This window comes from Alicyclobacillus hesperidum subsp. aegles, assembly GCF_027923525.1.
In the GTDB taxonomy this organism is placed as follows: Bacteria; Bacillota; Bacilli; order Alicyclobacillales; family Alicyclobacillaceae; genus Alicyclobacillus; species Alicyclobacillus aegles.
On the sequence record NZ_BSBJ01000070.1, the window covers coordinates 148,239 to 168,681 of the forward strand.

A 20,443-nucleotide genomic window follows, 5' to 3' on the forward strand; every position below is an offset into this window, starting at 1 on the left:
CCATCCTGCAGGGTTATAGCCTTGACGATGGCGATGGTGAACCCATACAGGTTTACTAATTGACATTATAGACGACTGAGGCTATAACGAAAGTAAATCGATTTATCCAAATCGATTTTGACATCTATGAATCCGCTTACAATTACCCCCATTCTCTCTTCTAAGGGGTGATTCAATCTTCCCTATAGCCTTGCATGAAGTCAACTCCATTTTGACAAATCCATACCCATCCAGGGGGGGTACATTTGAAACGACAAATCGCAACGGCCGCAGCCGCTTGGTTGGCCATCGGGACGATGCTGATTCCCACCGCATTTGCATCTGAAGCGGCAACCAAAGGGTCTTTACACGTTGCAAACCAGCCACGGACAGGGCGGACATCCTCACACATCTTCAACAAGAAGGCCCTCGACAATCAACCGAGTTCATCCACAGGGAACGCGCTGGTCAACTCTTTCACGACGGACACCTCTGCCATTCACGATGCTTTGATGTTGACAGAATTACAGGCCATCCGAAATGCTGCATCAAACACGCAAAACCTGACCAGTTCTGACTGGGCGGCCATCGTCTACCCAGGCACCGCTTCTCTTTCGGCCTCCCAGCAAGCGACGGTGCAAGCACTCAACGCTATCATCAATCTCTTTACGTTTAGCTCTGTCGCCGCAGACGGCCAAAACGTGCAACAATGGCTCACGTCAATCCAAACTGCCGTGCCACAACTCAATCCACAAACGGTTTATCGCCTGTATATCAGCTTTCTTGCAAGTATCGGCAGTCAATCAAAGGCGATTCTCTCTGGCCAAGCCAACTCACAAGTGATGGAACAAGCTTGGAAGACCGCGGTCACGGTGAACCCGGACATCCTCGTGCTCCTTCAGAAAGCCGGTATCACGCCGGATGGACTTGGGCAAATTTGGACTGCCTATGAGAGCAAGGTCGATCCGGATGGCACAGCCCAAGCGGGCTTCCTGACCCGGGTGGTTACAAACTATCTCAAAATCGGTGCACCAACTGCGAATGCCACGGTGACGGTGAATACAGCGTCCAACACCGGCACCATACCGTCCACGGCATTTGGCATCAACGCCGCCGTCTGGGACAGCGGTTTTGAAAGTCCAACCCTGATCTCCCTCACCAAAGCGTTGGCGCCCGACTTGCTACGCTATCCAGGCGGATCGATCTCTGATAATTACGACTGGCAAACCAACACGCGCAACGACGGTGGCTATGTCAATCCTGACGACACATTCGATCACTTTATGACGTTTGCCCACAATACAGGCGCACAGCCTATCATCACCGTCAACTATGGCACTGGCACACCAGCCGAGGCCGCGGCATGGGTGAAGTATGCAAACGTCACCAATCACTATGACGTCAAGTACTGGGAAATTGGTAACGAGACTTACGGCAACGGATACTACAACGGAAGCGGTTGGGAAGCGGATGATCACGCCGTACAAGGCCAACCTGAAAAAGGCAATCCGGGACTAAGCCCACAGACCTACGCAAACAACGCGGAACAGTATATTCAGCAGATGAAGGCGCAGGATCCATCCATTAAGATTGGCGCCGTACTCACGATGCCGTATAACTGGCCCTGGGGTGCGACGGTCCATGGCAACGACGATTGGAATTCCACTGTCCTCAAGACCATTGGCAAGGACATCGACTTTGTCGACGTCCACTGGTATCCCGAATCACCGGGTCAGGAGACCGACGCTGGATTGCTTGCCGATACGGATCAAATTCCTGCTATGATAACCGAATTGCATAAGGAAATTGACGAGTATGCCGGGTCCAATGCGAAGAATGTCCAGATCTTCGTCACGGAGACGAACAACACCTCGTCGACACCTGGACAGCAGTCGAACAACCTGGTCAACGCCCTCTATTTGGCGGACGATCTGACCGGATTCGTGCAAGCTGGCGTGCAAAACGTCGACTGGTGGGATCTGCTCAACAGCGCAGGCGACGGTTACAACAGTCCGACGCTATATGGACAAAATTTGTTTGGCGACGAAGGATTGCTGTCATCCGGCCAGACCTCTCCGAAAGGAGCCGTCGAACCTCCAGCCGATACGCCATTGCCCACATACTACGGCTACCAAATGGTTGCAGACTTCGCAAAACCCGGTGACACCATGCTGGGAACCCTGTCGTCGGCAAGCGCGATCGACACGCATGCCGTAAAGCTCCCGAATGGCGATCTCTCGCTCATGCTGGTCAACCGCGACCCGAACAACGTTTACAACGTGACGCTTGATCTGGAGGGTTACTCGCCAGCTCTCGTCGAAAAGTCAGAGATTTATGGAGAGGGTAGCCCGGCGGTGACCAATACGGCCCAGATTCCGTTCACGAACACGGTTAAGCTTCCACCCTACTCGGTCACAGACCTGCTACTCAAACCTGCTTTGCCCGGAATTGCGAAGCAGCAAGTGTCGGATCAAACAACAGTCGGCGCAAGTAGCATCGCAGCTGGGCAAACCGAGACTATCGCGTCTACCTTTACCAACCATGGTGGCTATTTGCCTGATGCCACGCTCGATCTCGAAGTTTATGATGCGACGGGCGATCTCGTCGCACAGCAAACTGTGCCCCATGTCTCACTGCCCGCCGGCGGCTCGAAACAGGTGACGTGGAACTGGGTTGCACCAAACAACCAACAGACGTTCACGGTGGAGGCATACGCATTTAGCGGGATCGGCGGTTTTGTGTATGACGCAGACAGAAACGCCGCGACGTTCACCGTCACACCGCCACCTTTAGCCAAGTACGGAGACATCATCGCCACCGGGACACAGGTGACCGTATCCGGGGCAGATCAGGGGACGTACAACATCCAAGATAACAACGGCCAGTACCAAAATGGCCCGACCATTAAAATTTCACCCGGCGATACGGTGACGATCACGACGACTTTCAAAAACGTCTCAGCGTCTGATTTTCTTCAGAACGCCATTCTCGACATGGAGATTGACCCGGGCGCGTTCCAATACTTTACGCAAAGTAATAACTTGGCTCCCGGACAGTCGATCACGCTGACGAAAACATGGACAGTACCGTCATCCCTCGCCTCAGGCAACTATCAACTTGGATTTCAGGCTGACAACAACAATACATGGGGCGGCTCAAACAACTGCTATTATCAACCGAACGTTGCGACATTCGCCATGACCAACACAAGTGCGGCGAAACCCGCTGCCAAGTATGGCGACATTGTCACGGGTAATACGACCATTAGCGTCAATGGAACCACCTACAATGTTCCGGCACCTGATAGCAGCGGGCATTATCCAAGCGGAACCAGCATCTCGGTTCAGCCTGGCGATACGGTAACCATCACCACAACGTTCCAGAATGTTTCGTCCTCCGATTACCTCCAAAATGGGTTATTGGATATTGAGGTCGATGGTTCATCCGGGAGCGTGTTCCAACAAACTGCACAAGATGTCACATTGAATCCAGGCGACACGAAGACGGTGTCCGTAACTTGGAACGTGCCATCTTCCCAGGCCAGCGGAACATACTCACTGATATTCCAAGCGTTTGACAACAGCGATTGGACAGGAAACTGCTACTATACGAACGGTGGCGTGGCAGATATCGACGTAGGATAAGCGTGCGGGATAACCTTTGTATGGGGCTGGCCACCGTGTGGTCAGCCTTTTTCTCACTACTGAAAGGAATATAGGATGTACCCGAGGTAGACCGCTGAAGCCCACATCATCAACGCCGACAGACGATTGATCATGCGTTTTGCACTCATGCGTGCGGCTGTACGGCTGGCCACGTGTCCTATGGTCATGAGGACGAAAAACCAAATCCACGAAACAGCCGCACATGCCGCACCAAACGCGATTTTAACCGGCCACGTTGTATATACGGATGCGCTGCCGCCGATGACAGCCAAGGTATCAAGCAACGCATGCGGGTTGAGCAATGAAACGGATGCGGCAAACGTCACTTGGCGTTTGATGGTCCAAACACCTTGGTTCGTTGACTGTGTTTCACTTGACTCATCCCGCCATGTCGTCCAGCCCATGTAGATTAGAAAGCAGATGCCGATGATCCCGAATATCAAGCGTAACCAGACGATGTTAAAGGCGGCGGCTGACACCCCTATCACCGCCAACGTGATGAGCAACGTGTCGCAAAGTGCAGCTGCGATCACGGCTGGTACCGCACCTAGCCAATGTTTATGCAGGGCACCCTGACTAAGCAAAAAGCCATTTTGCATGCCGATGGGCATAATGAGCGCGATCGAAAGAAGAAAACCGTGCAGGACGGCTGCGAGCATTGGATACATCCTCCACGGGCCTAAGTCCAACAGACCCTCATATCTAACCAACATTGAATATATCATACAGAAGTGTGATGCAAAGTAGGGATGAAAGTCGAACGCCAAGTCCGTTACAATATCCCTGATGAGGGAATGTCGTGAACGAGAGTTGGCTGCTTACTCGTTCAATAGGAGGGCAACGTATTGAAACATGAAACTCGCATTCGCGTCCGCTTTAGTGACACAGATCTAAATGGTCATGTCAATAACGCCGTCTACGCGACGTACATGGAAGAGTCCCGCATCGCCTTCGTGCGCGAGGTATTTCCTGATGACCGACTTTCATTAGTCCTGGCATCGCTCCACATCGACTATCGAGCCCAAACTCATTATCCAGAACACCAATGGGTCGTTGCGACGACGTGGCTTACCCGCATAGGACGTTCTAGTTTTGAGTTTTACTGTGAAATCCGAAGCGAAGAGGGCGTACTGCTCTGCGAAGGCACGGCTGTGGTCGTGAACTTTGATTTTGTGGCGCAAACAAGTCAGCCGCTATCTGATGAAGTCAAAGCGCGTTTATCGCAGTACCTGGTCCAAAAAGAGGATTGCGATGCGACTCGCGTATAAGATAAGAAACCACGACAGGCTGCGTCGTGGTTTTTCCTCTCACCAACTAGTCAATTAGGGTATCCCATAGCGAACCCCGCCGAACCGGTTCTCCGTGAGCGGGACAAACCCAATCAAAAGGCAATCTACCCACTGCAGCCAACGATCGTTTGAGTGCTGACTTATCCCAAGTGAGGATCCCTGGAGACTTCTTCAACTTGCCCCCACGGGACGTGACGAGATCGCCCGCCAAAAGGACGTCGCCAGTTCTGAGGCAGATATGCCCCGGCGTATGACCCGGTGCCGGAATCACCTCGAGATCGCCGACGAGCCGACCGGGATCTAAAGCTTGGTCGATCCGCGGCCTATCCACTCTCATCACACGACTGATCAAACGGCGAAGGCCGGGAGCCCGCTCATCACCGTGTATATATGGAATATCATCAGCGGGTGCCCACAGCGTTGCGCCGGATATCTCCTTTAGATGTTTGGCATTGCCAATGTGATCGACATCCTGATGGGTCAAGACGATGTGCGCGAGATCGCTCGGCTTTATGCCTAGCCCCGCCAATGCAGATACGATGTCACTGCCTTTGCCTGGCATACCCGTGTCGACGAGGACCGGCTCCTGGCCAAGTACCAGATAACAATAACTCCCCTTCGTGCACTCAAGCAGATGCACATTTGGTGCGATCTCCATCCTCCGCCCCTCCTCAGAGACCGAACTCACTCAAACCAAGGTATGCGCCCACTCGTCGACCGTCATCACGTCGGCCTGGCGTGGGAACACCTTTTCCACGAGCACCTGATGGACCTCGGGATCACCATCTAAACAGGCGTCTTTAAGCACTGTGAGTGCATAGTCCTTGTCCGCCGCTTCCCGCACGGTGGAAAGCACCACACCGCTCGTGGCAATTCCACAGAGAACCAAATGTGTCACGCCTTTTGCGCGCAAGATGACCTCCAAATTACTTCCGGCAAAAGCACTCACGCGATATTTGGTGACGACGGGCTCGCCGGATTGGGGCTTGACCGACTCATGAATCTGCGTGCTCGCGTCGGCAACGGTCATGCCGCCCGCTTGCGCCAAATGGGAAAACATCTTATTTCGTGGACCAGCTTCAGGATATCCTTCGCTGAACGCAACCCGGACAAAAATCACCGGGATTTCCGCTTTACGAGCAGCAGCAACAGCCCGTTGAAAAGGTTGTAATGTGGTTTCGTCCTTCATATAGCGGCCTGCGATGCCATTTTGAACATCCATGACAAGCAGCGCGGTCTGGGATTGATGATTCATCGTGTCACGGCCTTTCGTACGAAAAGTGTACTTAACGATATTGACAACGTATAGTGTACGCCTTTGCCTGTATCGGTTCAAAATAAGCGAAATCACCGAGTCCACGTTGATCTTGTAGGAGTTTTGTCTTCTAATGTCGAAATTAAGGGCGCAATTTGCGCGAATTGAATGCTCTTGAGAAACAAATTCTTCAAGTATGTAGACAACAGAGGGGGTTTCATTGATGAAGAAACAATTTGTGGCTGTAGCAGCGTCAATGTTTGCGCTGACTGCAATCGTTACGGGCTGTGGCACAGGCGCAGCCAGCAACAATGCTGCAACAAACGGATCCAATGCGGCAAATAGCGCTGGAACGTCGAACAGTGCAGGAACCACGAATGGCAAGACCATTAAGATTGGCCTGGTCACAGACACTGGGGGATTGAACGACAACGGTTTTAACCATTTGGCTTATGTCGGCATGACCAACGCCCAACACCAATTGAATGGTGTGTCCACAAGTGTGGTACAGTCGCAATCAGAGTCCGATTATGTGCCGAACTTAAGCCATTTTGCTCAAAATGGATACAATTTGGTCATTGCTGTCGGTTACCTGATGGAGGATGCGGTCAAGCAGGTTGCAAAAGAATACCCAAAGACAGATTTTCTCATTATCGATGACAATATCACGGGCATTCCGAACGTCGCAAGCGCCATTTTCCAATCTGAGCAGGCTGGTTATCTTGCCGGTGTGGTGGCCGGACTCGTGCAAAAGAACCATCAGCTCAAGGGTTTGAATACGAAAAACGTGGTGGGTGTGATTGGCGGTCAGGATATCCCGCCTGTCGACACTTATATTGCAGGCTTTCAACAGGGATTTAAGAAAGAGGATCCAAGTGGGAAAGTCCTCTTGCAATACACGAACAGTTTTTCCGATGAAGCACTCGGCAGCCAGTATGCACAAAATGAAATTTCGCAAGGCGCGGACATCATCTTCCCCGTCGCTGGCGGTTGCGGCATAGGTGCCATTAACGCAGCAAAGAGTGCAAAAGTGTACGCTATCGGGGTCGATACCAATCAAGCCTATTTAGCGCCAGGAACCGTCATCACAAGCGCGACGAAAGGCGTCGATACGGCTGTTTTTGATACCATTAAGGCGGTGCAAAATGGCACCTTTAAGGGTGGCGTCTCCACCTTCAACTTGGCAAACAACGGCGTTGGCATCGCTCCACTCATGAAAGGCGTGCCGCAATCGGTGCAAACGACGGTGAACCAGATTAAACAGCAGATCATCAGCGGCCAAATCAAGGTTTCGACAACGGTTCAAAAATAATCACACGTCTTGCGATACTTAGAACCAAGATGGCGGGCCTGCGAAACAGGCGCCGCCATCCACTTTGAGTTTCAACGAACAAATAACCTGATTTGGCTGATTATAGGAAAGAGAGGTCGACATTCAATTTGGAGAACCTTTTGGAAATTGTCGACTTAAAGAAGTGGTTTCCCGGCGTCAAGGCTAACGACGGTGTCAATTTGACACTGCGCGCCGGAGAAGTGCACGCCATTCTCGGTGAAAATGGAGCCGGTAAATCCACGCTCATGAAGATGATCTACGGACTCCTCGAACCGACTGCCGGGGAAATCCGCTTTATGGGGAAAACAGTTCACTTTCGCAGTCCCCGGGAAGCCATTCACGCGGGAATCGGCATGGTGCACCAACACTTCATGCTCATACCCGCCCTAACCGTGGCCGAAAACGTCGTGCTCGGCGATGAACCAGGACGCATCAGGTTCGACCGCAAAGAAGCGCAAAGGCGCGTCTATGAGCTGTCCGAAAAATATCGCCTGGCAATTGATCCCTCAGCGAAAGTCGGCACTCTTTCGGTAGGGCTACAGCAACGCGTAGAGATTTTGAAAGCCTTTTATCGGAAGGCGAAACTTATTATTCTGGACGAGCCCACGGCGCTTTTAACGCCACAAGAGACGCGTGAACTCTTTTCCATCATTCACAGTTTAAAGGCTGACGGCGTGCCTGTACTGTTTATCAGCCACAAGCTGGATGAGGTTCTGGAGATCAGTGACAGAGTCACGGTCATGCGCGCCGGCAAGACGGTCGAGACGGTAGAAACCAGCAGCGCAACACCACAAAGCCTTGCCAACCTGATGGTCGGACGTGAAGTGGTGCTGCGCGTCGAAAAGAGCCCCGCTCATCCAGGGGAGCCTATTTTGCAAATTCGCAACCTGCATGTACGCGATGCTGGCCGCATGGAACGTGTCAAAGGTGTCGATTTGGAACTACGACGCGGTGAGATCCTTGGTCTTGCAGGGATCGATGGCAACGGCCAGTTCGAATTGGCAGACGCCATCGCCGGCTTACTTAAGGTGGAGCAAGGACAGCTGATTTTCGATGGTGAGGACATCACGCGTTGGTCCCCCGCAGAGCGAACTCGGCGCGGCATTGCATATGTGCCACAGGATCGTCAATTGGACGGGCTTGTATTGTCATTCGATCTCGTCGAAAACACCATCCTGCGCGACTTTCGCAAACGACCATTTGCAAAGACGGGCGTTATCGACCGAACCGCCGCCAGCCGCTATACAGAACGACTGATTCGTGAATTCGACGTCCGCCCACCGGACTCATCGCGCAAGGCTTCCGAATTATCTGGGGGAAATCAGCAAAAAGTGATTTTGGCTCGCGAGGTCTCGCGCGATCCACTCATGTTGATTGCAGCACAACCAACTCGCGGTCTGGACGTCGGCGCCATCGAAGGCATCCATCGTCAGCTCGTGCGCTTGCGCGATGAAGGTAAGGGTGTCTTATTGGTGTCTCTCGAATTAGAAGAAATCCTGAGCCTGTCCGATCGCATCGCAGTCATTCATGACGGCCGGATCATTGATATTGTGCCCGGAGCCCAAGCCACGCGAGAGCAAATCGGTCTCCTGATGACGGGATCGCGTGGACATTCGGAGGTGTCATTGCCTTGAGGTCATTACGTTCCATTATCTTGCCAATGGGGGCTTCCATTTTGGCCATCCTCATTGGGGGTATTCTGGTCGCTGCCCTTGGCTATAATCCGGTGACCGTCTATGGCTCCCTGATATCGGGCGCCTTTGGCACTGGTATCAACATTGGCAACACCATCACGGCAAGCCTTCCCCTGATCATCGTTGGCCTTGGCATCGCAATTTCGTTTCAATCCGGCTTATTTAACATCGGTGCGGATGGACAATATTGGATTGGTGCCACAGCTGCCGTCTGGTTCGGCTATCACTTCAACCACCTTCCCGGCTGGTTTCACATGATCCTGTGCATTGTCGTCGGGATGATTGCAGGAGCACTCTGGGCAGGCGTTATTCCCGGATTCGCCAAGGCATTCGTCGGATCGCATGAAGTCATTACGACAATGATGATGAGTTACATTGGTATTCTGTTGGCACGCTATCTCATTGAAGGGGGACCCATGCAACAAAAGGGATTTAACCCACAGTCCCCCGAAATCGCACAGAATACACAGTTCCCGTACTTTACGCAAGGTTTGATGCAATCACAGCTGTCACTGATTGCCGTAGCCATCGCCCTGGTCGCTGTCATCGTGGTTTGGTTTTTGCTTTACAAGACCACGCTCGGTTTTCAACTGCGTACGGTAGGACTCAACCAACGGGCCGCTCGCTACGCGGGGATCAATGTGAAGTTGTTCACCGTGTTGGCACTCTGTCTGTCAGGCATGTTTGCAGGCCTGGCGGGTGCCGTGCAAATGCTGGGGGTCGATCATCGGCTACTCGACGGATTTTCATCAAATTACGGCTACACCGCCATCGTCGTGTCCCTGCTCGCACGCAACAACCCGATTGGCGTCATCATTGCTGGGCTATTTTTCGGTGCTTTAACCACCGGTGGTCAAAACATGCAGATGGTTTCCAACGTTCCAGCCGCCCTGACCGACGTCCTAACAGGCCTGATCATCTTCTTTGTCGCCTGTGAACGTATTATCCCACAGGTGATTGGATGGTATCGTCGTCGGCGTACGCTGAAATCCACATCCGCCGCTTAATGAAAGTGACATATCGAAACGCAGGCGACAAGGTACGCAGAAATCATTGAAAAGGGAGTGAAATGACCTGTGATCTTCTCCGATCCGGAAATTTGGGCAGCCACTTTGTCCATGGCGGTGCCACTTGCCTTGCCAGCCATCGGCGGCACCTTCTCCGAGCGCACAGGTGTGGTCAATATTGCAATGGAAGGGATTATGCTGATTGGCGCCTTCTTCGCCGTCACCTTCTCCTACTGGACAGGGAGCGCATGGTTAGGTTTACTTGCCGCCCTGATCTGCGGTGGACTCACAGCATCCGCACTGGCTTGGGGCGCGATACGTGTATCCGCTGATCAGACCGTGCTGGGCATGGGTATTAATATCTTTGCTGCGGGCCTAACCACCTTTTTGCTGAACACGCTGTTCGGATTTAATGGCACGCCTATAAACACGCCGAAGTTGCCCAATGTCAGCATACCCGGCTTAGATAAAATCCCGTATATCGGCGTCATCTTTCAAAACCAAAGCATTCTCGTCTATATCATGATTGTTCTCGTGATTGTCTCGCACTGGTTCCTGTTTCACACGCGTCTGGGACTACGCATGCGATCCGTCGGTGAACACCCATTGGCAGCCGACACACTGGGTATCAACGTTTGGCGCATTCGCTATTTCGGCGTCATCCTAAGCGGCCTATTTTCAGCGCTTGGCGGCGCGTATCTGTCTATCGGTGTGCTCAACGGCTTCACCGCCAACATGACGAACGGACGCGGTTATATTGCACTTGCCGCCATGATCTTCGGCAAGTGGACTCCACTCGGCTCATTCGGCGCAGCGCTCATCTTTGGCTTCTCGACAGCACTTGGCATTGTCCTTCAAGGGCAAGGCATATCATCAAACCTGTTGCAAATGATACCCTATGCACTGACCATTCTGGCCTTGGCAGGTCTGGTTGGCCGAGCCGTCGCACCAGCCGCAGACGGTATTCCATATGATCCTCGACGGTCATGAAAATCACGCCCCGCCCAGGTTCTATGCCTGAGCGGGGTGTTTCTTTATATGAGTCCAGAGCCAGCAAGCCAAACATGACCTCTTCATACAACTCGGTTAATCTCGCCCCACCGCGGCCTCCGCCTGCATCCACTGGAAGTGGAATACGCCATCGCGATCGACCCGCTTAAACGTGTGCGCGCCAAAATAATCGCGCTGTGCTTGTAGCAAATTTGCAGGCAGTGTGGCAGAACGGTAGCTGTCATAATAGGCCAAGGCACTCGCGAACGCCGGCACCGGCACACCGTATGTCACAGCCGTGGCAACCACTCGACGCCACGCCATCTGATACTTTTCGATCACGCCGCGAAAATACGGATCGAGTAGCAAATTGGGCAAATTTGCATCGCGATCGTAGGCGTCCTTGATGTTCTGTAGAAATTGCGCTCGGATGATGCATCCGCCGCGGAAAATCATTGCGATATTGCCAAGCTCCAAGTTCCATCCATATTCCTCAGAAGCTTGCCGCATCTGGGCGAAACCTTGTGCATACGAGCAAATCTTGCTTGCATACAAAGCCTGACGAACGTCTTCGATAAACGCTTCCTTATCCAGAGCGGAGGTTGGAGACTCTGGACCGCGCAGTATGCCACTTGCCTGTACACGCTCGTCCTTCATTGCGGACAGGAAGCGAGCGAAGACACTCTCCGTAATCATCGAGAGAGGTACACCGAGATCGAGTGCACTTTGACTCGTCCACTTGCCTGTTCCCTTTTGCCCTGCCGTATCGAGGATAACATCGACCATCGGCTTACCCGTGTCGGGATCGTACTTGCTGAAAATATCGGCCGTGATTTCAATCAGGTAACTATCGAGCTCGCCCTGATTCCACGTGCTAAAGACGGCATGCAGTTCCGGAGCCGACAGACCGAGGACGTCTTTCAACAGATGATACGCCTCACAAATCAGTTGCATGTCGCCGTACTCAATTCCGTTGTGGACCATTTTGACGTAGTGTCCGGCACCGTCAGGTCCAATATAGGTGCAACACGGATCATCGCCGACCTTTGCTGCGATCGCGGTCAAAATCGGTTCGACAAGTGCATACGCATCCCGCTGACCGCCCGGCATAATGGCTGGGCCGCGAAGAGCGCCCTCCTCACCGCCAGAGACACCTGTACCGATATAACGGATACCCCTGGCCTCCAATGCTTGATTGCGTCTCCGCGTGTCCTCGAAAAACGCGTTGCCACCGTCGATCACGACGTCACCTTCCACGAGATGCGGCAACAACTGTGCAATCGCCTCATCCGTCGGCGCCCCCGCCTGAACCATCAGAAGAATCTTGCGCGGCGATGCCAAGGAATCCAGGAATTCTTCGATAGAGTACGTAGGGCGAATTCGTTTTCCAACGGCCTCGTTTGACAACTCGTCCGTCCGCGAGCGAGATCGATTGTAGACCGAAACGGAAAATCCCCGGCTTTCAATGTTGAGCGCCAGGTTCTTACCCATCACAGCTAACCCAATCACGCCAATGTCCGACTTCTCCATCCACTCGTTACCCCTTTTAGGAAAAATAAAAGACTGGTATATGATATGATATAATATTCTGAAATAGACGACAATAAGCCCAAGCACTCTATCGTGTCGACACAGTCTGCGGCTTTTGCTACGATACGGTCGACGAGTTGCGCTTTACACCGAGATTCCCAGGTGTTCATGGATTCGGAATCGAAAAGGGAACGCAGACTGGGCCACGCTCATCCATAAAGCGAACACTTATTACGGTTTGAGAAGGGTATATATGCACAAGAAACTGCAAGAAGTCCTGCAAGTAGCTGAAATATGGAGAAACAGTTTTTCTGAGCCGACGTCTATTTTGGTGACTGATCGAGAACGGGTTTTGATCCACCTTCCAGCTGAATTTGATCGCGCCCATATTGCTCCGAATGCACCTTTGAAAAGTTTGGCTAGCAGCGAAGAAGAGAATCATAGATTCCTGGTTGCGTTTCAAACTGGAAAACCACAAAGGATTGAGGTCGGCCCTGAAAAGTTTGGCTTCCCGTTCGTCGTGACCTACAATCCGGTTCGGGACGCAGACCAAACCGTCGGAATGATCATCACGACGACTTCCCTTGAAAAGATTGATAGACTGCGTGCCATGTCGGACAATCTGGCTGCCACCGTACAAGAAATGAATGCGACTACAGATGAAGTCGCGCAAATGGCCATGGTCATCTCCGAGCGATTGCAACTCCTCACAGACGAGTCACAGCGGGTTACCCAACTTGCCGACAGGGCATTTAAGGTCATTCGAGTGGTTGAAAATCTATCGAGGGACTCCCATTTACTAGGACTCAATGCTGCCATTGAAGCGGCGCGAGCCGGCGAATACGGTAGAGGGTTTAGCGTGGTCGCCGAGGAAATTCGGAAACTAGCGGCAGACAGTCAATCCGGATCAAAAGAAATCGTTTCGTTCCTCACGGAAATCAATGAAAGCACACTCAAAAGTTCGGACTCCATCCAGGAAATTGCCGCAACGACAGAGGAGCACTCTGCATCTCTACAAGAGCTGAAACAGGCTTTTGCATCGATTTTACTCGTCGTAGAAGAACTCACTCAGGCTGCGAGCATTGGCACCGATTGATGCTGAACTCATTCGTGTACGCCATTGCATACTTGCCTACGTTGCAGTGGGTAGCGTGGCGTTAGGCAAGGACGAAACTAAAATACATATGATATAACAAATCGGCGGTTCGGCGGTTCGACGGGTGAGTTCATCATCCTGATGGTTTGGACTTTGAACCTGCACCGGATTCACCTAGCAAACGAATGGCCTTGTGCATAATCACACAACTCCTTCTCAATGCCCGAGAGGAGTTGTATTTTTATTCTTATAATTATTCATATAAATAAAACTTCGTATGTACCCAATGTGCTTCTCTTTTCACCATAATCACAAGAATTATCCATGATTCAGACCTTGTCACAGCACACCTTTTGATGTACTGTTATCTATGCATATTTATTCAATGTGTTGATTATATATAATGAACTTCGTGTTCGAAGGGGAGAAATGCATGAACAAGCCTACTCGCGTCACCCTTGCCGGACTTATGACATCGGCTCTCATGCTTGGATTAGCCGGCTGCGGAACAAATACAAATCATCTTGCTACAACCAACCAATCAACGGTAAACCCAACCGGATCGGCATCAACGGTAACACCTCAAAAAGGTGGTGTATTGATCTATGCGCTTCCCCCAGCGACCAACATCACCTGGTACTTCCCAATCGAAAACGGATCGAATGATACGGTCGCGAACGCTATGTTATCACAGCAATTATACCCGGGACTGTTCACAATTAATAACCAGGACGCCATCGATTTTCGTAACGGATTCGCAACGAAAATCACATACAATCCAACGGGTACAGTTTATACAATCTATTTAAAAAAGAACTGGAAGTGGTCTGACGGTACACCGGTTACTGCGCAAGACGTCGTCTGGGATTACAGCCTGATCAAAGCGACTGATGCATCGAACGCCCCAGCGCCTTGGCCCAATTACAACAACGGCAACGGCGGCGTGCCCAAAGATGTGAAAAGCGTCGTAGCAGTTGGTAAATATATGGTCAAGGTAACATTGAACAAGCCCGTCAACCAGCAATGGTTTATTTACAACGGCATCGGTCAACTGCAGCCACTCCCTGAACATGCGTGGAACAAATACCCTAACGACATGACCAAGGAAATCACCTACTTGGGTAAGGTTGCTACAGACCCGACATTTTTCAAGGTGGTGGACGGCCCTTTTAAGCTTCAAAGTGCAGTTTCTAACCGCTCGTGGACACTCGTGCCAAACCCCATGTACGCGGGCCACAAAAGTCTTCTGAGCAAGCTGGTATTCGAGTACGAAGCCTCGAACGATGCCGAATTTGCGGCCTTGAAGACCGGTTCCGTCAATCTCGGATACTTAGATCTTTCCCAATATGGCTCGGAACGGGCACTCACTTCTATGGGCGACACCATTGAACCTGGATACTCGCTCGGCTATAACTTTGTGAATGTAAATTTCCTGAAAGGATCCCCGCTATATTCGGCAATGAAGGATCTGAAGGTCCGACAAGCGCTCGAAATGGGGATTGATCAAACCACCATCGACAATGACATCTATCACGGTTACGCACCACCGCAGTACGGTCCGATTCCGAATGTGCCCAAAACGGTGTTTTACGATCCGAAGCTCTCCAAGCCTATTTATCCGTATAACCCGAGCAAGGCTGTTAAGTTGCTCGAATCGGATGGCTGGAAATTGGTGAACGGGGTGATGACCAAAAACGGTCAGCAATTGAAGTTTGATATGCTATATCCATCCGGAAGTGAATCGTATACCCAAACGGCCGAACTCATGGCACAGGACTGGGCAAAGATGGGCGTGATCGCAACGCTAAAGCCTGAGCCGTTCGCCACAGAGATTAGCATCATGACCAACACCAACGATCCTGGCGGTTGGGTCGCCGCAGCCGAAACTGGCATTTTCTATGGTGGGACATACCCGTCGGGCGAATCACAATTTGAACCAGGCGCCATGGATGACTACGGGTATGACGATCCAACGGAAAATAAGCTGATTGCGAAGACAATCGAGCCTTCTTCCTCAGAGGCCGAGACAAAGAAGAACTTCTTTGCCTATGAGGAATACACCGCAAAAATGGTTCCGGTTTTGTGGACAAACGAAGTTGCGACGCTGACAGTGGTATCGCCGAAGGTTCACAATGCAACGCCAGATTACCTTATCCCAACAACTGGGTACCCGATGTTCAACTACTTATGGGTTTCGACGAATTAAGTTAAGTTCAAAGGTTCGCCGGTAAGGTCGAATCGCATATCAAGAAGACTGCTCCCCGCTTGGGGGGCAGTTTTGTTGTGTAGGCGTTTGTGTTGTTGAAAAGTCTTCAACGCACTGAGTAACTTCCCACAGAGGCTTTTGTGTTTTGGCCACTGCGAGGTGGCCAAAAGCTGACGTAATTGCCTGGCTATAGTTGTCGGTCGGCGGCAATAAGTTTGACACGAACCCCAAGTATTTCCTATTGCTCAAAGGGGGACGGATGGGAGTGCACACTGAAAGGCTCAACTTCCGCCCTGTGGCTAAGCCAAGGCTTCTAGTAAGCCATCTGGTTTTACATCTGACTATTCGATTCAATGATTTCAACAATCTGCTCAAATGTGTACTTGTGGTTCACCACATCGACAACGAAGTCCTCAGCCTGCTTTTGGTCCATCACGAAAGTGTATCCGTTATAACTCAGGAACTGCAGCAGGGCCAAAAATGCAGTTCGCTCATTCGCGTTGTGAAACGCATGATTTTGCTCCAGTGACTCAAAAAGCGCGGCTGCCTTCGCAAAAACTGTTGGATAGTGTGCGTAAAATAGCGCACACGCGAAATCCAGGTAAGCTGGTTGCCAATCCACGTGCCCACGCCCGTCGTTAGACAAAACGAGCGGCGCACAGTTGTCACTGAGAACACACTTTGGAACCCCGCCAAAGAACTCAACCGCGTTACGCAGTGCTTGCAGGATGTGCAACTGGTCGGACGCTTTGATAAACTCCAGGTAGAGCATCCGGGAGTAGGATAGAACCATGGCAAAGCACCATAACGTACGGCGATTCTCGGTGGTGTCGATATACGGGAATGCACCTAGATCAATCTGGGCCTGCTCACCGGGAGCGGTTTCGAAACGTACTGTTGCCTTGGCAGAGACAACGGGACGAAGTGGGTGCATGAATTCACGAAGAACCGTGATACCGCCGGTGTATCCCTGCTCCCGAATCTCTCGCAAAATCCGTTCAGCGTTTAGTACCCCAAAACGCATACGCTGTTCTACATATGGCTTATACGGTTCCAGCTTACTTCCTTTTCGTTTGGTTCCAGCCAGAGGCTTCTCAATATCCTCCCGCTCCTGAACCACCTTTCGAATTGTCTTGCGATCATGTCCAGTTCTTCTAGAGAGCTCAGAGATGCTAACGCCCTCCTGATACATTCTCTTGACTTCCATTTTCTCACTCTCCGTCATGTTGGCACCTCCCACAAAGTGTGAATGGTGCCCTAAATTCGACAAAGGGTGGGGAATTCATCCCGATGATTTTGGGGAATTGAATCCGTTGTTTTTGGGGAATTGCAACCCGCTGTTATTGGGGATTTTACAACCGATGTTGATACGCTCCTCACTGAGGAAACTCGTGAGTTTCTCTGGCCCCACAAGTTGCTGGAGCGGTTCATCTTTGAGTCGATCTACTGGACGCTCTCCAGTTGTGCCATGGATGTGTCGGTTGACTTTGTCGCACCAAGCTCTGGCTTTTGCATTCAAGTCATCCAGTGTGGTGAATCGGCGATTCGGTAGGAAGTTTTCTTTCACGAAGCGTACTGCTCTTTCTACCTTTCCCTTGGTCTGAGGCCGTCTCGCACGACACACCTTCGGGATGAAACCCATGGCCAGGGCGAAGTCGGCGAACAAAGCATGCCACTGCGGTTTGTGGTCGTCCCCCATACCAATCAACACGGTCTTCATTCGGTCCGTCAGGATGACCTCGGGCACACCCCCAAAGTAGACAAACGCATTGTACATGCACCGCAAAAAAGAATAGATATCACAGCGCCTAACAAACTCAACATACTTGGCACGAGAATAACCCAGAATCATGACGAAGACAGGAACCTTACGTTTGACACCATGAACGTCGTAGTAGATGCAAATGCCCCAATCCACTTGCGCCTGCTGACCAGGCGGCGTCTCAAAGCGGCGTGTTGTTCGGTTGCGCCGGGGCGGGCGGTGCGGCTGAACATAGTCCTTCACTAGCGTCTTACCGCCTGTATAGCCGCGTTCCCGCAAGCGTTCCAGCAACACCTCACAGTTGTAGACCCCTAATGCAAGCATCTCATCAAGATAGGTTTTAAAGGGATCTAGCTTCGACGGACGACCTTCTCGCTTGGCGCGTTCCGGTGTACCCTCGCTGCGAAGATAAGTACGTACTGTGTTCCTGGAAAAACCCGTTTCTCTTACAATCTCGCGAATGGACTTCCCTTGGGCATGTAATTCTAGTAGATTCGAGACAAACCCACCCTTTAACATTCGTTCTCCTCCTCGAACAGCTTGGCCGTTATTCGAGAAGGGATTCGACAGGGGTGGGTCAGTTTCATTCCGGCGCTACTGGGTCAATTTTACCCCGGCCGCTACATCAATGTAGGATCCCTTCGTATCAAGGGCAAGGGAGGAAAAATCAGAGATATCCCGTTGACCAAACAAGCCTATGAAATCATGGAACGTATTCTAAAATAGGCCGAAAAGGGGCAAAAAATATTCGTTCCACCAGGCACTAAGGCGCACCAATTCATGGACAAAGTGCAGAATTGGATATGGCGTCATCGTGATAAGTTTTCAACACGGAAAATCAGCTACCACGGTCTGCGTCACCGTTATGCACGAACAGAGTATGAGAAAGCGCTGGATCGACTGAAAAATGATCTGGAGGCTCGGCGATATGTTTCCAAACTTTTGGGACATGAGCGTGACGAAGTGACCAGGTTGTATTTGGCCCCATCCCGTAAGGGAATAGCGGCTTAATGATGGGGGCTTTGCTCCCTCGTACATCAAGAGAGCTTCCCAGAGTATCATAAATCGTTGCCATGTATGCCCCATCGGCCCGTCAGGAGCTTCTTGGGGCTTAAAATGGTTTATACCTGCTGCAGCACATAAGAGACAATGGCCCTCTCCTGTGGTGCCATAGTCTCAAATACCTGCATTAGCAGATACTCCACCGCAGCGCTGTCACTTTGATGCTTTAGCGCCAACACACGTAACACAGCACGTGCCTGTGGGGTCAAGTACACACTGGCACGTTCTTTCTGCTGGCAATCTTGGGGCTCCAACTCCGTGATTGCCACCATACTCCGGTTCTCTCTTCGCTTAGCGGCATAGCACTCGAGACAAATTGACGGGTTCGCTACCTGACGATACTCACTCCGTGGTTTGTCAATTCCACAGCGCCGACAACGAATAAGCTCCCCAGCCCCAGTTACCTCTTGTGGTTCTTGGTTCTCAGGATTCATAGTACACCACCTCCAAAATGAAGATGGTGTCATGGTGCCAAGAGTTAAATTGGAATTGCAAGTCCTGACAAGGCTGTACCACCACATCCAGGTGCTTTCACATTCAGTTCTGGAAAACGACGAATGGCCCCATCTCACCTACTAAGGAGCCCACGTTGGAACGCAAGCCTTCGGATCGACAGAGCCATATCTTCTTGAGTACATCGTAAACGAGTATTGTCGAATTTGCAATACATCAAACGCCCAATTAAGTTTCATTAGGTACGAACAACCAGTGACGATATGGATGCTCCCAACGATCTTCATAACTATTTGTTCCAGTTGTTATCCCTATATTGAAGTGTGGGCGTATTTGACGAATCCTGCGATTGATGTGGTTATACAAGTCACTTTTCGCCCTAGTCCGTTTTCCCCTGTGCCGTGACCCTTCCGGTTTAACAAGATGTAGTTTGTTTAACCTGAACCACATTGCGCCCGTCACAATGTCGACGCACTGTAGAATTACATGGTCATGAGAAGTTGCCTCGACTATATTTTCTCTTCGTATCTTCAAATTGGCATCCAGAAAAGGGTGCTGGAACTGCAATCGTTGGATGTAGTCCTTAAATCGTTCGGCTTTCTCACGGGTGTCTGGAATTTGATCAAAGAAAATCCTTAAGTTGATCGGTTGCCGTGATGGGTTAGAATACGCCAAACCGAATGCATGCTTGAAAAACTGATAGTATAAAATGAAGAAAGAATCGTCACGCTGTTCCTTGGTTAAGTTCCTCAGCCGTGGCTCAGATTTCTCCTTCTGCTGAAACATCACTCGCATCTTGATTTTATTCGCCTGAACAAAGTCGAAAAATACATCCATCAAACCTTTGTATTTATCAACATACGGAGCCGTGACCTTGGTCCACTTCATTTCACCCATCAAGTTGTTCTCGGCTTTATACTGCTCGAGCGCCCCTACAACCTCGTGATAGTCTGTGGAGCGAACCAGTGCTCCTCCGTAAAAATTCGTGAACAGTTCTCCGCTCTTTTCCGACTCATCGCAGTAAATGAGATATTCCACAAAAGGACTCCTCTCGCTGCTTCTTTTAAAATTGTGCAGCGAATGGTAGAAAAACGCAACCACGAAAATAGAGGGCCGTCTTAC

At 51.1% G+C, this 20,443-nt stretch carries 16 protein-coding genes and 1 pseudogene; 8 read left to right on the plus strand and 9 right to left on the minus strand.

The window, feature by feature from the left end:
* Positions 1–245: 245 nt before the first annotated feature.
* Positions 246–3,623 carry an alpha-L-arabinofuranosidase gene (locus QMF38_RS13080; protein WP_281759698.1) on the plus strand — a complete coding sequence of 1,126 codons (3,378 nt, stop codon included), beginning with the start codon at positions 246–248 and terminating at the stop codon, positions 3,621–3,623.
* 56 nt (positions 3,624–3,679) lie between these two features.
* On the opposite strand, the gene QMF38_RS13085 is transcribed toward QMF38_RS13080, so the two are convergent.
* Positions 3,680–4,303: a LysE/ArgO family amino acid transporter gene (locus QMF38_RS13085; protein WP_281759699.1), complete on the minus strand. Its 624-nt coding sequence runs from the start codon at positions 4,301–4,303 to the stop codon at positions 3,680–3,682.
* A 186-nt stretch (positions 4,304–4,489) separates the two neighbouring features.
* Between QMF38_RS13085 and QMF38_RS13090 the strand changes: the two genes are divergently transcribed.
* Positions 4,490–4,912 (plus strand): acyl-CoA thioesterase, encoded by a 423-nt coding sequence (locus QMF38_RS13090; protein ID WP_281759700.1) that lies wholly within the window; start codon positions 4,490–4,492, stop codon positions 4,910–4,912.
* A gap of 46 nt (positions 4,913–4,958) precedes the next feature.
* Here QMF38_RS13090 and QMF38_RS13095 read toward each other — a convergent pair whose 3' ends face one another.
* Positions 4,959–5,591, minus strand: a complete 633-nt coding sequence (locus QMF38_RS13095; protein ID WP_281759701.1) for an MBL fold metallo-hydrolase — start codon at positions 5,589–5,591, stop codon at positions 4,959–4,961.
* A gap of 30 nt (positions 5,592–5,621) precedes the next feature.
* The gene (locus QMF38_RS13100; protein ID WP_281759702.1) at positions 5,622–6,188 is read right to left on the minus strand and encodes a cysteine hydrolase family protein; all 567 of its coding nucleotides are present in this window, start codon (positions 6,186–6,188) and stop codon (positions 5,622–5,624) included.
* Between the two features lie 223 nt (positions 6,189–6,411).
* Between QMF38_RS13100 and QMF38_RS13105 the strand changes: the two genes are divergently transcribed.
* The 4 genes from QMF38_RS13105 (at position 6,412) to QMF38_RS13120 (ending at position 11,212) form a co-directional block, all read left to right on the plus strand.
* On the plus strand, positions 6,412–7,500 hold the full coding sequence (locus QMF38_RS13105) for a BMP family lipoprotein (RefSeq protein WP_281759703.1): 1,089 nt from the start codon (positions 6,412–6,414) through the stop codon (positions 7,498–7,500).
* A 128-nt stretch (positions 7,501–7,628) separates the two neighbouring features.
* Entirely contained in the window at positions 7,629–9,155 is a 1,527-nt protein-coding gene (locus QMF38_RS13110) for an ABC transporter ATP-binding protein (RefSeq protein ID WP_281759704.1), read from the plus strand.
* Positions 9,152–10,222 carry an ABC transporter permease gene (locus QMF38_RS13115; protein WP_281759705.1) on the plus strand — a complete coding sequence of 357 codons (1,071 nt, stop codon included), beginning with the start codon at positions 9,152–9,154 and terminating at the stop codon, positions 10,220–10,222. The genes QMF38_RS13110 and QMF38_RS13115 overlap by 4 nt, the downstream gene beginning before the upstream one ends.
* A 69-nt stretch (positions 10,223–10,291) precedes the next feature.
* Positions 10,292–11,212 (plus strand): ABC transporter permease, encoded by a 921-nt coding sequence (locus QMF38_RS13120; RefSeq protein ID WP_083496091.1) that lies wholly within the window; start codon positions 10,292–10,294, stop codon positions 11,210–11,212.
* A gap of 96 nt (positions 11,213–11,308) precedes the next feature.
* Here the strand turns inward: QMF38_RS13120 and gndA are convergent, their stop codons facing one another.
* Entirely contained in the window at positions 11,309–12,742 is a 1,434-nt protein-coding gene (gene gndA / locus QMF38_RS13125; RefSeq protein WP_281759706.1) for an NADP-dependent phosphogluconate dehydrogenase, read from the minus strand.
* A gap of 679 nt (positions 12,743–13,421) precedes the next feature.
* On the opposite strand from gndA, the gene QMF38_RS14895 reads away from it, so the two are divergent.
* Positions 13,422–13,838 (plus strand): methyl-accepting chemotaxis protein, encoded by a 417-nt coding sequence (locus QMF38_RS14895; protein WP_390854676.1) that lies wholly within the window; start codon positions 13,422–13,424, stop codon positions 13,836–13,838.
* A 433-nt stretch (positions 13,839–14,271) separates the two neighbouring features.
* Positions 14,272–16,044: a peptide ABC transporter substrate-binding protein gene (locus tag QMF38_RS13135; RefSeq protein WP_281759708.1), complete on the plus strand. Its 1,773-nt coding sequence runs from the start codon at positions 14,272–14,274 to the stop codon at positions 16,042–16,044.
* Between the two features lie 331 nt (positions 16,045–16,375).
* Here the strand turns inward: QMF38_RS13135 and QMF38_RS13140 are convergent, their stop codons facing one another.
* The 5 genes and pseudogenes from QMF38_RS13140 to QMF38_RS13160 form a co-directional block, all read right to left on the minus strand.
* The gene (locus QMF38_RS13140) at positions 16,376–16,666 is read right to left on the minus strand and encodes a type II toxin-antitoxin system death-on-curing family toxin (RefSeq protein ID WP_281759728.1); all 291 of its coding nucleotides are present in this window, start codon (positions 16,664–16,666) and stop codon (positions 16,376–16,378) included.
* Positions 16,646–17,269, minus strand: a pseudogene (locus QMF38_RS13145) (IS21/IS408/IS1162 family transposase); the annotation flags it as partial. The gene QMF38_RS13140 and the pseudogene QMF38_RS13145, both read right to left, overlap by 21 nt.
* A 57-nt stretch (positions 17,270–17,326) precedes the next feature.
* A complete protein-coding gene (gene istA, locus QMF38_RS13150) occupies positions 17,327–18,325 on the minus strand; it encodes an IS21 family transposase (RefSeq protein WP_281759709.1) in 999 nt (332 codons plus the stop codon).
* 602 nt (positions 18,326–18,927) lie between these two features.
* A complete protein-coding gene (locus QMF38_RS13155; protein ID WP_281759710.1) occupies positions 18,928–19,140 on the minus strand; it encodes a hypothetical protein in 213 nt (70 codons plus the stop codon).
* Between the two features lie 409 nt (positions 19,141–19,549).
* On the minus strand, positions 19,550–20,359 hold the full coding sequence (locus QMF38_RS13160) for a DUF3800 domain-containing protein (protein ID WP_281759711.1): 810 nt from the start codon (positions 20,357–20,359) through the stop codon (positions 19,550–19,552).
* Positions 20,360–20,443 lie beyond the last annotated feature (84 nt).

Bases quoted from the DNA above. Each gene is read 5' to 3' on its own strand.
- QMF38_RS13105 (WP_281759703.1), top strand. From the start codon at position 6,412: ATGAAGAAACAATTTGTGGCTGTAGCAGCGTCAATGTTTGCGCTGACT.
- QMF38_RS13095 (WP_281759701.1), bottom strand. From the start codon at position 5,591: ATGGAGATCGCACCAAATGTGCATCTGCTTGAGTGCACGAAGGGGAGT.
- QMF38_RS13135 (WP_281759708.1), top strand. From the start codon at position 14,272: ATGAACAAGCCTACTCGCGTCACCCTTGCCGGACTTATGACATCGGCT.
- QMF38_RS13155 (WP_281759710.1), bottom strand. From the start codon at position 19,140: ATGGTGGCAATCACGGAGTTGGAGCCCCAAGATTGCCAGCAGAAAGAA.
- QMF38_RS13085 (WP_281759699.1), bottom strand. From the start codon at position 4,303: ATGCTCGCAGCCGTCCTGCACGGTTTTCTTCTTTCGATCGCGCTCATT.
- gndA (WP_281759706.1), bottom strand. From the start codon at position 12,742: ATGGAGAAGTCGGACATTGGCGTGATTGGGTTAGCTGTGATGGGTAAG.
- istA (WP_281759709.1), bottom strand. From the start codon at position 18,325: ATGTTAAAGGGTGGGTTTGTCTCGAATCTACTAGAATTACATGCCCAA.
- QMF38_RS14895 (WP_390854676.1), top strand. From the start codon at position 13,422: ATGGTCATCTCCGAGCGATTGCAACTCCTCACAGACGAGTCACAGCGG.
- QMF38_RS13100 (WP_281759702.1), bottom strand. From the start codon at position 6,188: ATGAATCATCAATCCCAGACCGCGCTGCTTGTCATGGATGTTCAAAAT.